12 protein-coding genes are annotated in these 15,409 nt (G+C 33.4%); 10 read left to right on the top strand and 2 right to left on the bottom strand.

Annotation, left to right across the window (positions count from 1 at the left end):
• The first annotated feature begins 84 nt into the window (after positions 1-84).
• From ABID96_RS01035 to ABID96_RS01045, 3 genes are all read left to right on the top strand, one after another.
• On the top strand, positions 85-354 hold the full coding sequence (locus ABID96_RS01035; protein WP_377896527.1) for a hypothetical protein: 270 nt from the start codon (positions 85-87) through the stop codon (positions 352-354).
• A 55-nt stretch (positions 355-409) separates the two neighbouring features.
• Positions 410-1,717 carry a M14 family metallopeptidase gene (locus ABID96_RS01040; RefSeq protein WP_377896529.1) on the top strand — a complete coding sequence of 436 codons (1,308 nt, stop codon included), beginning with the start codon at positions 410-412 and terminating at the stop codon, positions 1,715-1,717.
• Positions 1,718-1,946: 229 nt separating this feature from the next.
• Entirely contained in the window at positions 1,947-2,147 is a 201-nt protein-coding gene (locus ABID96_RS01045; RefSeq protein ID WP_056469390.1) for a cold-shock protein, read from the top strand.
• Positions 2,148-2,348: 201 nt separating this feature from the next.
• On the opposite strand, the gene ABID96_RS01050 is transcribed toward ABID96_RS01045, so the two are convergent.
• Entirely contained in the window at positions 2,349-2,834 is a 486-nt protein-coding gene (locus tag ABID96_RS01050) for a CarD family transcriptional regulator (protein WP_235821518.1), read from the bottom strand.
• Between the two features lie 192 nt (positions 2,835-3,026).
• Between ABID96_RS01050 and ABID96_RS01055 the strand changes: the two genes are divergently transcribed.
• A complete protein-coding gene (locus ABID96_RS01055) occupies positions 3,027-3,968 on the top strand; it encodes a lipase family protein (RefSeq protein ID WP_192603544.1) in 942 nt (313 codons plus the stop codon).
• A gap of 227 nt (positions 3,969-4,195) precedes the next feature.
• On the top strand, positions 4,196-5,302 hold the full coding sequence (locus tag ABID96_RS01060; RefSeq protein WP_192603543.1) for a hypothetical protein: 1,107 nt from the start codon (positions 4,196-4,198) through the stop codon (positions 5,300-5,302).
• 80 nt (positions 5,303-5,382) lie between these two features.
• Here ABID96_RS01060 and ABID96_RS01065 read toward each other — a convergent pair whose 3' ends face one another.
• Positions 5,383-6,579 carry a HupE/UreJ family protein gene (locus tag ABID96_RS01065; protein WP_192603542.1) on the bottom strand — a complete coding sequence of 399 codons (1,197 nt, stop codon included), beginning with the start codon at positions 6,577-6,579 and terminating at the stop codon, positions 5,383-5,385.
• A gap of 296 nt (positions 6,580-6,875) precedes the next feature.
• On the opposite strand from ABID96_RS01065, the gene ABID96_RS01070 reads away from it, so the two are divergent.
• From ABID96_RS01070 to ABID96_RS01090, 5 genes are all read left to right on the top strand, one after another.
• Positions 6,876-8,345: a lamin tail domain-containing protein gene (locus ABID96_RS01070; RefSeq protein WP_377896533.1), complete on the top strand. Its 1,470-nt coding sequence runs from the start codon at positions 6,876-6,878 to the stop codon at positions 8,343-8,345.
• Positions 8,311-13,125: an Ig-like domain-containing protein gene (locus tag ABID96_RS01075; protein ID WP_377896534.1), complete on the top strand. Its 4,815-nt coding sequence runs from the start codon at positions 8,311-8,313 to the stop codon at positions 13,123-13,125. The genes ABID96_RS01070 and ABID96_RS01075 overlap by 35 nt, the downstream gene beginning before the upstream one ends.
• A gap of 156 nt (positions 13,126-13,281) precedes the next feature.
• Entirely contained in the window at positions 13,282-14,055 is a 774-nt protein-coding gene (locus tag ABID96_RS01080) for a tyrosine-protein phosphatase (protein WP_192603540.1), read from the top strand.
• Positions 14,056-14,139: 84 nt separating this feature from the next.
• On the top strand, positions 14,140-14,712 hold the full coding sequence (locus tag ABID96_RS01085) for a hypothetical protein (RefSeq protein WP_192603539.1): 573 nt from the start codon (positions 14,140-14,142) through the stop codon (positions 14,710-14,712).
• 163 nt (positions 14,713-14,875) lie between these two features.
• On the top strand, positions 14,876-15,388 hold the full coding sequence (locus ABID96_RS01090) for a signal peptidase I (protein ID WP_192603538.1): 513 nt from the start codon (positions 14,876-14,878) through the stop codon (positions 15,386-15,388).
• Positions 15,389-15,409 lie beyond the last annotated feature (21 nt).

Below are 15,409 nucleotides of genomic sequence, written 5' to 3' on the forward strand. Positions count from 1 at the left end.
ATATATAAATAAGCTCCCTATCCAGGGGGCTTTTCGTTTTTAACAGACAACTTTGTAATTGACTAACTAGAGAGGTGAAACGTTTTGAAAAAGTTATTTATAAGTTTTATTGTTTTTTTCTTAACATTTAACATGGTTAAGGATGTATTTGCGGAAGCTTCCAATGATCTAGTGGCTCCAGAAAAATGGGTGGTTACATTAGAAGCAACTGAACTAACAGTACAAAATGTAGAAACTGGAGAGATATCAACTGTACAAATTCCAACGAATCAATTATTAAAGGTTGAAAAAGAAGATACTGAAGTATTTTTTGTACAATACAACGAAACTTTAGGGTTCTGTTCTAAAAAGTAAAGTACGTGATGCTACATTATGGGAGATCTATCCAACTGAAAAAGTTTTTAAAGTCATGGCAAATACAAATCTATTACTAAATGAAAATGGTAAGTTAGTAAATAAAGGGATTGTAAAGAGTAATACTTTATTTGAAAAAATAGGTGAAAAAGATCAATACCTTATTATTCAATACTTAAATACAACTGCTTATATTGAAAAAAATAATACAGTTCCAGTACCAGGTGGGAAAATATCTGTGCCCACTATTTCAATTAAAGCTGTTAAAATAAAGGTTGGAATGACGAAACGAGCTACAAAAATTGTAAATGCAGTAAATAAATCAAACATCATAGCAGAGATTCCGGCTAGTCAAAGGATAGACATTAAAGGGGAATATGATTCCTTTTATGTAGTAAAAGTTGGTGGGAATACTGGATTCATTACGAAAACCAATATTTCTCTCAAGACCAATAATTATGTGAATCCATCAGGTGACTATAGCTATAATGAAATGATTGCGGATTTACAAGAATTAAATGCATGGTATCCTTCAATTACAAAGTTAGAAATCATTGGCAAATCTGTTGATGGACGAAATCTTTATTCGATTAAACTTGGAACGGGTAAAGAAGAGATTAGTTTAAATGCTTCTCACCATGCCCGTGAGCATATGACAACAAATGTGTTAATGGAAATGCTTGATCAATATGCGAATGCTTATGAAAAAAATGCAAAAATAAATGGCTATGATGTAAAAAAACTATTAACAAGAACATCTATTTACTTTGTACCAATGGTGAACCCTGACGGGGTTATGTTAGTACAAGAGGGTGCAAATAGTGCTAAAAACCCAAGCCAAGTCATTAAATTAAATAATGGAAGCAAGAACTTTAATGCTTGGAAAGCAAATATTCGAGGCGTTGACCTAAATCGTCAATATCCAGCAAATTGGAGTAAAATTAGTGGAAATAAACCTAAACCTGGACCGGATAACCATAAAGGTAGTAAACCTTTAAGTGAACCAGAGGTAAAGGCTTTATATGATTTTACGAATAAACATAACTTTAAAAATACAGTCGCATACCATTCTTCTGGTAATATTATTTTTTGGCACTATAATCAAAAAGGTAGTCAGTTTACGAGAGATAAGGCGATCGCTACTAAAATTTCAAAACAAACAGGTTATAGCCTAGTTGCACCTGCTAAAGGTGGAGGAGGCGGTTATAAAGATTGGTACGTTGCAATAAAAAAACGCCCAGGATTTACAATCGAAATCTCTCCATATGTAGGAAATAAACCTGTACCACATTCTTACTTCAATAGTATTATGAAGAAAAACTTACCAATTGGATTAATATTGGCCGCAGAACCTGCTAAATAAGGGTTTTATAAAGTCCTATATTAAAATAAAGGACTTTATTTTTTAAAAATTAGAACACAATTTGTTTTTCAGTAAAATCTGTGATACAATAACTACATACTTAATAAGAATTGGTTAATTCAATTCATGTGTTAAAAGGGACGAATTTTCATCCTGTTATAATGTGTGTATTTTTTCTTAACAATACTCATTAAGTGTAAAAAAAACAGGATATATGGAGGTTCGCATTATGAACACAGGTACAGTAAAATGGTTTAACGCAGAAAAAGGTTTTGGATTCATCGCAGTTGAAGGTGGAGACGATGTATTCGTACATTTCTCAGCTATCCAAGGCGAAGGTTTCAAATCTCTTGAAGAAGGCCAAAAAGTAAGCTTTGAGATCACTCAAGGTAACCGTGGCGCTCAAGCTGAAAACGTAGTTAAATTATAATTCTCACTTATGAGATGAAAGACTGTTAGCAATTTTGCTAACAGTCTTTTTTTGTCTTTTTATGAATTCCAAATAGATTGTTGTTTTAAACTGTAAGTTAAGCTACAAAGAATAGAAGCCCCTATAAGTGTAGTGTGACCAAGTTTAACAAGCGTAAAACAGATAAATAAAAAAAGAGCTAAAATCAGCTCTTTTTTTCATTTATTTTAATGCTTCATTAATAAATTCAGTCGCTTCAAGTTGAGAGATACCTTTAATCAAACTTAATTCTCCTACAAACATTCTTTTTGCAGTGTCGAGCATTTCTTTCTCACTTGGGTTTAATGGTTTTTCTTTACTTTGTAATGTTAAATCACGTACAACTTGTGCACCAGCTAGTAATTCACCTGATTTAAGTTTTTTCATATTTACATCATACTTTTGTTTCCACGATAAAGAGTCGTCTGGATGACCATTTGAAAAATCATCTAATACAGTTTCTAAGTGGTCGTGATCTTCTACTAATCGTATTTTCGTTCTTGAAACATTCCCTTTAGGGATCATTAACTTCATATTACTGGAAGGCATATGGATAATGTAATATTGCTGTGTTACACCCTGTATGACCTTTTCTTCAATGGAATCAATCACTGCAGCTCCTTGCATGGGATAAATTATTTGATCGCCAATTTTGAACAATGTATCCACCTCCGAAAAACCTATGATAAATCAAGTATAACATTGTTTAACGAAATAACAAAATTTTTATAATATCATTTAAAAAGTAAGACTGTCAATAAAAAACATGTATAATTTTAGTCTTTTTTGGGAAAAAGATGAACATGTCGAATGGTCGTGGACATAATATGGAGGGAGAGATTGTCGGAAAGGAGGTTGTTCATGAATTATCGTGTTGTATTATTTTGTGTCGCAGTATTAACTTTTTTTTCATCGACAGGATGCAGTGAACAAAGGGTTCTAGAAAAATTACCTGAGAGTGTTTTAGAGAATTTACCAGATGGCGTAATGTTAACAGCTGCAGAGTTATCCTACGAACCTTTTCTAGCAAATGAAATTGGTAAGCAATTGACTGAACATCAAGGTGTCGCTGAACCACTTTATACAGAAATGCATGAGCGGTTAAGCGATTATGAATTAGTTTCATTAACATCTGGAAAAATCGGTTTTTCAGCAATTGCTCTTAAAAATACGAAAGACAATAGTCTTTTATTTGCATTTAGTGGATTAAGGAAAATAAATTTACAAGATATATATCAGAGATTAATTGGTTTTGATTCACCCGAAAATGCTTCACCCGTAGTTGTTGATACACAAGCACAGCAAGCATATAAATGGGTAAAGCAAATCTTAAATAAAAAAGAAAATGCTGGTGCGAGTGTTTATGTAACTGGACACTCATTTGGGGGTTATTTGGCACAGTATATAGGCTATCAACTAGTGCAGGATGAAAAAATGAAAGACCACTCATTTGTACAAGGAGTTACATTTAATTCACTTGGGGTCTTATTAGATAATGGAACTAAAAAACTTCATACGAAAACCGAAAAGATTCAAACACTATTCAAACCAATTTTTACAAATTATATTGTAAAAGGTGATCCTCTAGACTACGCTAGTAAGACATTTTTTGAAGAAATTACAGGATACTCACTGCAACATCTAGGAAACGTAAATTATATTACAGTAGATGAAAACTATAAAAAGTCCTTGCAAGCTTTGGAGAAAACAAGGGATTTATGGACAAAAGCGAAGCAATTAAAACCTCTGTATCCATACCATGATTTAGCTGGTTTTGAGACTAATTTCTGGACGGCACAGTAGTAATATTTGGAAATATCAAAAACAGTAAAGGCTATTATCTTTAACGGTAATAGCTTTTTTATTTGTCATACCTCCTAAATAAAGAAGGATGAAATAAATAACTATACTAGTATTTTAATTATTCAAAATAATAAAAATATTAGTAGACTGCTATTTCTTTATCATATACAATCTACTTAGTTGGTATATTCTAGCAATTAATGAACATTTGGGAGTGATTGATTAGTATGAAAAGAAAATTTTCTAAACGTAATGTACTAATGACATCTTTGTCAGCAGCTTTAGTAGCATCTGCCTTAACACCTTCAGTAATTAGTGCTAAATCAGTGAAAGAACCAAAATTAACAGTTAAAAAAGTAACTGCAGTGAATACAAAAACAGTAGTTGTAGAATTTAACAAAGCAGTAGATAAAAAGTCTGCGCTAAAAGTGAACAGTTATTCATTTGCTAAAAACAGTGGGATTACAGTAACGAAGGTTACATTGTCTGGAAATAAAGCACTTTTAACAATTAAAGGTGTTGAAAAAAGAACTGCATCATTTACTACAAATCTAACAGTTTCAAAAGTAAAAGATAATAAAGGCAAAGTTATGGCTACGACGAAAGTAAATGTTAGCTTTAAAATTGCTGCAAAAGCTGTAACACTTACAAAAGTACAAACACTTGATATGAATAAAAATGGTAAGTTAGATGCTGTTACAGTGCAATTTTCAGAGCTTGTATCTGGCGTAGATAAAGCTGACTTTAATGTAGAAGGTTACACGGTAACAAACGCTGCTTCTAAAGGATTAGTGACAACGCTTACACTTGAAGAGCAAGCTACAAGTGATTTAACTGCTAAACCAGCAGTAACATTTGTAGGTGAAGTGAAGGATGGCTCAGGTCATGCTGTTAAATCAATTAAATCAACTCAAACAACAGCTGGATTTATTGCTGTAAATTTAGGTGGTACAAGTTTAGCATTTAACACTGAGCAAGAGTTCATTGTAAATGCAAAGCTTCCTGAAACATTTACAAGACCAACAGGTTCACAGCTTAAATTTAAAGTATTGATCACAAAAGACGGTGCCCCGGTTAAGAATCTAACATTTGGTTACTTAGCAGGATATGCTCTTGAATCAACAACAAATAGCCAAGGTATTGCTTATGTACCACAAGATGGTGAAGTAAGTGATCTTTCTTTAACTCTATTAAAAATGGCAGAAGGCTATCCAGTTCCATTTAAAATGAAACTTCCTTCAGTAGGAAACTATGAAATTAAAGTAGAGTTAGTAGACCACAAAGCAAATGATGCTGCAGTTGAGGGTGCTAGTTACAAATATGCTTTAAAGTAAATAAAAAAAGCTAAAGGAATGATGTTTCCTTTAGCTTCTTTTTTTAATTTATTGTGACTGATTGTTTGAATGTAAATCAGTTACATTAATCTCTGAACTAACCATATTAATCCAAGGGTCAAAATGAAAACTGAACCTATTTTTACATATTTTTGGTATTTTGATAGAGCTTGTAGCTTTAATAAGATTGGCACGATTAGAAGTGCAATACATAGTTGGATAAACTCAATTCCAAGATTGAAATTTAATAGTGCTGCTGCTAGATTGGATTTCGGAAGTTCCATTTCTTTTAAAATGCTAGCGAACCCCATTCCGTGAATTAATCCGAATATAAATGTTATTGCCCATCTATAGTTAATCTTTTCTTTGAATATATTTTCTATAGCAACATAACAAATACTTAGTGCGATGACTGATTCAACAAATTTAGAAGGTAGGTCAACAATTCCTAAAACTGCTAGGGTCAATGTAATACTATGAGCAATGGTGAAAGCAGTGATTGTTCCGATAAATTGTTTTATTGACTGCCTGCTTAGTAGTAATGCAAATAAAAATAATAAATGATCATAGCCAGTTAGTATATGAAGCATGCCTAGTTTGAAAAATGATAGCCAAGAAGAAGTATCTTCTTCAGATTTAGAATCAGTTACTTGTTTCGTATCTTGTGCTTGTCCATCGGTTGATTGTTGATCTTGCTGAACTTCTGTTAAAAGGATTGTCCATGTTCTGCTTTTACCTTGTAGGGCAGCTTGGCTCGTTTCAGATCCATAAGTAGCTGTTAATAGATTTACATAATTCGTTGTTCCTGAGTCACCTGTGTAGAATCCATCATTTAAGCTGATTGTGTCGCCAGGTGCAAATGCAGGAAAAAGAACTGTAAACTCTATATATTCTACATCCTCTTTTTTTATCTTCTTCATTTTTTCAACGGTTGGTGTTTGTTCTTCGTTGTTCTTATCAAGAGAAAGTTTTTCAGAAACGATTTCTTCTAAATGGTGTTCCTCTTTTTTTAATTCTGATTTTTCAAGTTTAAAATTATGATTCGGATCAATCCCATTAATTAATTCAATAAGAGACATTGAATCAATTGTGAATGTCAATTCAGTTTGTTCTTTTTCAAACTTAATATTTGTAAAACTAGCGCTATAATTATGTGCTGATGCGTTATGTGGTAGGGCAATAAATGATAGTAAAGCTATTGAGATAAGGCATAAAAATAAATTATTGGATTTCTTTCTTAGTTTAACTTTTTTTAGATTACCAAAAAAATGAAGCACGAAATATCCCCCTGTATTCTCTTCTTATATTAATCAATTGGGTCTGCTTTTAAAAAATGAAACAACTTAATATAAACATAGTATAATTGAATTTGTATAGTAGTAATAAATAATTTACAGAAAATGTAAATTAATTTTAAAATAAAGTTATTTCTTTACATTTAAAAATTTCATATAATATTCTAGGCAATATATCTTTATAAAATTTCTGATATATTACACGTTTGAAGAGGAAGGGAAAATACTGTTTTTTAGCAATAATTATTTCACCAAATTTATAAAAGGATGTTGATGAAATGAAGTTAAAAACAAGAAAGATTAAGCGCTGGACAAGCGTGGTCATGTCAGCCTTATTATTAACAAGCACGTTTTTGCCGAGTGGGTTAATAAATAGAGCTGAGGCAGCAATCGCAGACCATGTGGTAATTAGTCAAGTATATGGTGGCGGAGGAAACACAGGAGCAACATATACGAATGATTTTATTGAACTTTATAATCCAACAGACAGTGATGTTGTATTAGATAATTGGTCGGTTCAATATGCTAGCTCAACTGGAAGTGGTTGGACATTAACTACTTTAACTGGAACGATCAAAGCTCATGGTTATTTTTTAGTACAAGAAGCAGCAGGATCTACAGTAAAGGATAAACCTTTACCAACTCCTGATAATACTGGTTCTTTAACTATGGCAGGAGGAGCTGGAAAAGTAGCGTTAGTAAACAATAATAATGCACTTTCGGGTACAAATCCAACTGGATCAAATATCATTGATTTTGTAGGTTATGGAAGTGGCACAAATGCGTTTGAAGGGACTGGTCCAACAAATCCATCTCTTTTAAGCACTACAAGTGCACAACGTAGACCATATGCAAACGTTTCTCCAGGTGGTGGAAAAGGAAATGCATGGGATACTGACGATAATGCTAAGGACTTTGTTGCAGCAACGCCTGTACCAAAAAACACGGCAAGCCCAACTGAAGCTCCAATGGTTTCAAACACAAGCTTACAACCAATTGGGAACAATATTCAATTGAAGAAACAAGGTACTGAATGGAAAGTAAGTGGTCTTACTAGTGCTGTTCCAAGTGGTGCAACAGTAAATATATATGATAGTGTTACGAAAACTACTAAACTATCATCAATCGTTGCTTCTGCTGATGGCAGTTTTGAAGTAAATTTTTCTGCTGGGGAATTAACTTCAGTATTTGTAAGTGCTACTGAAACTGCTAAAGATGAAAGTGACGTAATAGAGATTTTAAAAGCAACTGAAAGCGCTTTAATTGATGGAACCAAATTAAGTTACATGGTAGACGGTAATGGTGTAGGTACACTAATTGGTAATAATGGTGCTGGCGTTGCATCTTCAATTATTAATATCTATCCAAATGCTAATGCTACTGTATCTGAAAGACTATTAAATGAAGAAGTAAAAGTAAGTGCAACAGGTGCTTTTACAGCTAAGATCAATAATGCGCCGAATACGATTTATGTAACACAGCAATCAAACAGTGCAAAAGGGATCAAACTTGAAAGTACGACAGTTTCAATTACTAAAACAGTTACAGATCAAGTTACACCAGTAAAAGATGTACGCGTATCTGATTCGACAACTGGGAAACCAGTTAATCTGAATAAGTATTATACAATTGAAGGTGTAGTAACTGTTGACAATGGAATTCTTGGGACACAGAAGCAAAACTTCTATCTTCAAGATGCAACAGGTGGAATTAATGTATTTAGTACTTCATACGATGTCTGGGTTTAATGTTGTAAAAGGTGACAAAGTCCGTGTGACAGGAAAGGTCATCTACTACAATGGGTTAACTGAATTTGATACGACTAGTATTGTAAAGTTAGATGAAGGTAATGCTTTACCAGTTGCAAAAGATGTATCAATTTTAGATTTAACAACTTTTGCTGTTGCAGAGCCACTTGAGGGTAGCTTAGTAACACTAACTGGAAAAGTATCTGCAACGACAAGTACACCACCAAATTACAATGTAACGTTAGTTGATGAAAATAATAAAGCAACTACTTTAAGAGTAATGAGTAATACGGGTATTACGCCGGATACTGATTTAGTTATCGGTAAAACATACACAATTACTGGGATTTTAGGGCAATATACGACAAATGCAAATGCGACAAATGGTTACCAATTGTATCCACGAGGTAAAGGCGATATTGCATCTGTTTTAAATATTTCACATACGCCTATTACGGAAGACTATAAAGATACTAATATAGAATTCGAGGCAACTGTTGATGGTGCAGAATCTGTGAAAGTTTACTATAGAGCAACAGGTGGTACAACTTATACAGCATTACCGATGATAAAAGGTAGTGAAGGTCGTTATACAGTTACGTTAGAAGCGAAAAACGTTCCTTCAAACGGATTTGAGTACTATATCGAGGCGATTGCAGGTGGAAGAACTGTAACTTCTGGTTCAAGTACTGCACCTCATAAAGTATCTTTAAAAGAAGACTTAGTAGGTCCATCTTTTAATGGAGAAACACCACAAGATCAAACGAAAGTGGAAACACCACAACCAGAAATTTCTGTATTAATGAATGACCCAAGTGGAGTAGATGTTGATACTGTTCATTTATGGGTTGATGGGATTGAAATTAAGTCTCCAGCAGCAACGATTAATAAGAGCCAAGTGAAATATGCAGTAACTCAAGATCTAGCAATCGGAAATCATACTGTAAAAGTATCGGCAAAAGATAGCAAAGGGAATAGTAGTGTAAAAGAATGGACTTTTGAAGTTGTTCAACGTTTTACTGGTGGTAAACATTATCGTGGAACAACACATAACCATACGAATATTTCACATGATGGAGCAGGGACACCAGAGGATGCTTTAAAAGCAGGTAAAGCACATAATTATGATTTCTTTGCATTTTCTGATCACTCGCATGATATTGATGCAAGTCTTTCAGGTACAGATAATGTTGACCGTAAAGGTATGACAGAACGTACAGGCGGAGAGCAATGGCAATTAACAAAGGATTTAGCAAAACAGTATACAAAAAATGGTGATTACGTAGTATTCCCGGCATTTGAAATGACTTCTACAACATGGGGACATTCAAATATTTTTGGAACTGAAAACTTTATTGACCGTAATATCAATGGAAAACAGTATCAAGATTTAAACAAGTATTATTCATGGGTACTAACTTATGATGATATTGTTGGTCAGTTTAACCATCCAGATATGTCAGCAAATGCTTTTAATAATTTTAAACCGTATGACGCTAAAGTAGATAAACTGTTCACAATGCTTGAAGTGGGTAATGGTTCAGGTCACTACGGATATGCAAATGCTGATAAAAAGTTCTATTCAACATTAGATTTAGGATGGCATGTTGCACCAACTTACGGTGAAGATAACCATGAAGGTTCATGGGGACAAACAAATGCGCGTACAGTTATTGTTGCGGATGATCTATCTCAAGATTCATTAATGCATTCAATGAGAAATATGCGTGTCTACATGGAAGAGGATCCTAACTTTACATTAGATGTGTTAGCAAATGGTTACTACATGGGATCAACAGTTGATAGCAAAACACTTAATTTTAATATTTCTGGTAGTGATTTAGTAACAGAATCACGTACAGATAGCGATTATAGTTATCTTTCATCAAGCTACCAATCTGATGATCGTGTTGCAAAAGTAGAATTAATTACAAATGGTGGTAAGGTAGTAGATTCAATTCAACCAATGACGAAGGATTTTACATGGAAACCAACATTTACTGTTCCAAGTGGACAACAATGGTTTGTTGTAAAAGTAACTCAAATGGATGGTGAGAGAATTTATTCTTCTCCAATTTGGTCAAAAGAACAATCAGTAGATGTAAAAGTGAGCGGAATTGATATTGTGGGCGATGTGATTGTTGGAGGGAATCCTGCGACTTTAAAAGCTACAGTTGCTAATAACGGAACACAAACAACCAACAATTTAAAAGTAGATTTTTACTATGATGAAGTAAAACAAGACAATTTTATTGGCACAAATAATATTTCATCAATCCTATCAAAAAGTTCAGCAACTGCAACAGCGACTTGGAATACTCCACTCGTCGGAGACCATCAAATAATCGCAGTTGTGACTTCACTAGATAATTTAGATGTTGGTGATGTTAAATTTAATTTACCAGTAAAAATAAAAGAACCATTAGGCATCAAGGTGTTAATAGATGCATATCACGGTAATGAAAATACGTCTGGTGATAGCGGAACGTATAGAGATAATTTAAAATCTTATACAGTTCAACTGCAAAAAGAAGGATACACAGTTGTAGAAAATAAACAAACATTAACAGATGCTGTGCTAAGTAATGTTCAAGTCCTAATGATTACTGCGACTAGAACAGCTTTATCAGCAGACGAAAGAACAGCTGTTGCTAATTTTGTGAAGAATGGTGGTTCTTTACTACTTACAAGTAAGAGTAATAACAGTTCTGATCCAACAATTAGTAATCCATTACTTGCAGACATTGGAACGAAAATTAGAATTAATAATGACGGAGTATTTGATGACAGTAAGTCAGGTAACTTCTGGAGCGACCCAAAAGTATCACCATATGCTGTCAGAATTCACCCAGGCTTAGTTTCAAATTATATTACAGACAGAGTCTCATTCCTTGATTATTATAGTGGAGTTAGTCTTGCCGGAGAAAATAACGGACCACTTGTTGAAGGTGGTAAAGTTGTCATCCTTGGTAAAGGAAATGAAACGACATATGAAGGAAATATTAAAGGTGGATACACATATGATAATATTTCCGATGAAACAGGTGGATCAGCAATTCCATTAATCGCATCTGAGGAAATCGGTGAAAAAGGTCGTATCATCGTTTCGGGAATGAATATCTTTAATGATAAACAAATGGATGAGTCATACGAACCTAAAGGTAATAATGAGTTTTCTCTAAATGCAATCAACTGGTTAGCTCATCGTGAAACGAAGGTTTCTAAAATTGGTGATGTACGTAAGCTTGAAGAGGATAAAGAAGCAGTGATTGAAGGAACAGTAACGACTGCTGCAGGTGTATTCTTCGATGCATTTTATGTACAAGATGAAACAGGTGGTATCATGGCATTTAAAGAAGCCCCAGAAGGATCTTTAGAAGTCGGTGATAAAGTCAGAATTTATGGCCATATCAAAACGTTTGAGAACAATAAAGAATTTGAGTTTAATAGTTTTGCTACAGATGTCATAAAAGTTGGTAAAACGACGCCGATTACACCTAAAGAAGTGACGACTGGTGCTGCTACATCAGAAGAAAACCAAGGACTTCTTGTTAAAGTGAAGGGTAAAGTAGTATCTAAGTATGACGCAAATTCTTATATCATTAATGATGGCTCAGGGGATACTCTTGTATTTACGGATGGATACATTACGAATCAAAGTGGACCTGTACCTGACTTAAAAGTAGGCGATACATTAGAAGCAGTCGGTTTGTCTGGTAAATTTACAGATGGTAGCCGAGTTCGTGTACGAGACACAAAGGAACTAGTAGGGTCAGATACAACTAGCCCAATCTTACAAGTTAATACTTTAAATGATAAAGATGTAACAATTAGCGGAACAACTGAAGCAGGAGCTAAAGTATCTGCAAAAGTAGAGGATTTAGAAATTGGTAAGGCTACAGCAGACAGTACGGGTAAATTCGAAATGAATATTACAAAGCTGGCTGCAGGTACAAAGGTTAAGGTAACAGCCGTTGACGAAAACGGTAATGCTAGCGACAGTGTAGATGTAATTGTAATTGACGTAACTCCACCTTCTGCACCAGTTGTAAATGATGTGAAAGATTTTGAAACAAATGTTTCAGGTAATGCAGAAGCAGGCTCAACAATTATCGCTTATGTTGGAGAGCAAATTCTTGGTCAAGGTGTAACAAACCAAGACGGACATTTCAACATTTCAATTGGCGAGAAACAAAAAGCAGGATTGGTAATCACTGTCGTTGCAGTTGATAAAGTAGGAAACAGAAGTACTCAGACTGAAGTAACTGTTATTGATGCTACTGCGCCATCTGCACCTGTTGTAACTGAGATTAAAGATTACAGTACAGTAATTGGAAAAGCAGAAGCAGGCTCAACAATCATTGTTTCAGTAGGAAATTCAATTCTTGGTCAAGGTATAGCAAATCAAGCAGGAAATTTCTCTATTATATTAAGTTCTAAACAAAAAATAGGAACAATTTTATCTATTGTATCTGTCGACGATGCAGGAAACAGAAGTTCTGTAACGCATGTAACAGTAGTTGACACGACTCCACCAGATTCACCGATTGTAAAGGGAGTTGTAAAAGATAATGATAAAAAAATCATGGGAACAGCTGAAGCGAATTCTTTAGTAGTAGTAAAAATTGGTGATGAAATCTTTAGTGCTGATACTGCGGATTCAAAAGGAAAGTTCACATTAGAGATTCCAAGACAAAAAATAGGAACAGTTCTATATGTAATTGCAATTGATGAACAAGGTAACGAAAGTACACCAGTAAAAGTAGTTGTACAGAAGTAAAATAGTCGATTTAAAAACCAGGTGCCATTATTGGCATCTGGTTTTTTTTATACTTAAAAATATTTTGATGATAATTGATATATTTGCTATTAAACATTAATTAGATTCATATAAATTAAGATAACAGTTACATAGAAATTTAAAGGAGAAGACTAAATGATTGATATACATTGTCATATTTTGCCTTACTTGGATGATGGGCCACAAATAATGGATGATGCACTTCAATTAGCAACAATAGCAGTAGACCAAGGTATCAAAAAAATTATTGCAACACCACATACGCAAAATGGAGAGTACTCTATTTCTGTTGCGCATGTAAAAGAAACAGTAGATCTATTTAATCAAGAACTAGCAAAGCATCAAATACCGTTAGTTGTATCTCCTGGCCATGAAATTCGAGTAACAAGTCAATTTGAAACTGACTTAACACAAGGTAAATATTTATTTTTAGATGACAAGCAAAAATATATTCTAATCGAATTTTCTTCAAGCTTTGTCCCATCAAATGCTAGTCAATTAGTTCATAATTTAGTTTGCAATGGAATTGTACCGATTATTGCACACCCTGAAAGAAATGCGGTTTTTCATCGGAATTCTAACCTTTTATACGAACTAGTTGAAAAAGGTGCGCTAACTCAAATTACTGCAAATAGTGTAGTCGGCAAATTTGGAAGCAAAATTCAAAAATACACTAATAAACTACTAAAAAACAATCTAACTCACTGTATAGCTTCAGATGCTCATAACACGAAAAATAGAGTCTTCTTCTTAAAAGAAGCCCACCAAGAAATAGAAAAAAGATTTGGTTCAAAAATGAATGGCTATTTATTAGAAAACAGCAAAAAGATCGCTGTAGGTGAAGATTTTCTAAAACGTTCACCATCCTATATAAAAAGTATATTCTTTCCGTTTCAATTTAAAAAATAGCATTTGTGACTGACATATATTTACGTTTACCTAATACATTTAATAATGAAAACAAATATATTATGTGTGGTAGGGTGTGAATTGATGAAAAAGAAAAACAATAAACAACTCGGCTTCTTATTAATGACCTCAGGACTACTCATCATGCTGATTAGCACAATTGCTTACTACACCTTTTCTTCCACTGTAAGTACAAGCCCGTACACAACTGTACAGTTGGATATGTCAAATAAAGAAATCACAAAAACAACGGATTTAATCTATGTGAGAGAAAAAGAAAAAAATGGCTCACTGTATGAAATCAAACACATACTGAAAAATACAGGTAGAAAAGATATCACGAGAATTACTTTGAAAGGGCTTTTATTGCAAAAAAAGAGGCAAAATGAAGCACAATATATTAACATTCAAATGATAAAATTTGGTGACCAAATATACACTCCTACATTCCTTATAGACCTTGGTTTTGATCTCAACAAAAATCAAAAAGTCTCATTAGACGAATTTTCAAAAGGTAGTTTCCCTTTGGGAAGTCTAGTAAAAAATAGAGAGAGAGAATTTACTCTGCAAGGTAAGTATGAAAAAGGATTAGCACCATTTAATAGTGATAATCCAGAATCTAGAATTATTATGGATATATCGTATCATTTAGAATAAAATTCATATAAGAGATAGACATTTTGACCGATAAAATGTCTATTTTTTTGGTTTTATGAACATGATAGAGTCGGATGCATACTATAATAGGACAGGAACTGGAATTGAATAAGTATAGTTGTAGTTTTTTTATAACAACTTCTTTAAAGAAGGTTGAGGGGATATGAAAGTATTTGGAAAGTTAATTAATATTCTATTGATTGTTATGCTACTCATAACGTCATTTATGATAGTAGAAGCAAAGATGAAAGATTTGCCTCCAACTATATTTGGCCATCAAGTTTATTATGTATTATCAGGTTCGATGGAACCTACTATAAAAACGGGTTCGATAATACTCGTAAAAAAGCGAACAAAACAGACAAAAATTACAACTGACGAGATTATTACTTTCAAAATGCCCTATAATGAACAAATTCTTGTGACACATAGAATTATTGGTATCATTAATAATAATGAACAACTGTTCTACACAACAAAAGGTGATGCAAATCCAGTAAAGGATCCATGGATCATTGATGAAAATAGTATTGTATCAGTATATAGTGGAGTAACAATTCCGTTTATAGGGCATATTTACAAAGAGATTCATAATAATTTCACTATTTACTTTTTACTCATTATTTTAAGTTTCATTCTAATATCTTATGGAATTAGGTTGATTAAAAAGCAATAATTGCGTAAAAAGGAATCTGCC

It is taken from the genome of Gottfriedia sp. OAE603, assembly GCF_040543965.1.
Lineage (GTDB): Bacteria > Bacillota > Bacilli > Bacillales > Bacillaceae_G > Gottfriedia > Gottfriedia solisilvae.

Coding starts and splice junctions, on each gene's coding strand:
- ABID96_RS01040 (WP_377896529.1), top strand. CDS start 410: ATGGCAAATACAAATCTATTACTAAATGAAAATGGTAAGTTAGTAAAT.
- ABID96_RS01055 (WP_192603544.1), top strand. CDS start 3,027: ATGAATTATCGTGTTGTATTATTTTGTGTCGCAGTATTAACTTTTTTT.
- ABID96_RS01080 (WP_192603540.1), top strand. CDS start 13,282: ATGATTGATATACATTGTCATATTTTGCCTTACTTGGATGATGGGCCA.
- ABID96_RS01060 (WP_192603543.1), top strand. CDS start 4,196: ATGAAAAGAAAATTTTCTAAACGTAATGTACTAATGACATCTTTGTCA.
- ABID96_RS01075 (WP_377896534.1), top strand. CDS start 8,311: ATGTATTTAGTACTTCATACGATGTCTGGGTTTAATGTTGTAAAAGGT.
- ABID96_RS01045 (WP_056469390.1), top strand. CDS start 1,947: ATGAACACAGGTACAGTAAAATGGTTTAACGCAGAAAAAGGTTTTGGA.
- ABID96_RS01070 (WP_377896533.1), top strand. CDS start 6,876: ATGAAGTTAAAAACAAGAAAGATTAAGCGCTGGACAAGCGTGGTCATG.
- ABID96_RS01090 (WP_192603538.1), top strand. CDS start 14,876: ATGAAAGTATTTGGAAAGTTAATTAATATTCTATTGATTGTTATGCTA.
- ABID96_RS01085 (WP_192603539.1), top strand. CDS start 14,140: ATGAAAAAGAAAAACAATAAACAACTCGGCTTCTTATTAATGACCTCA.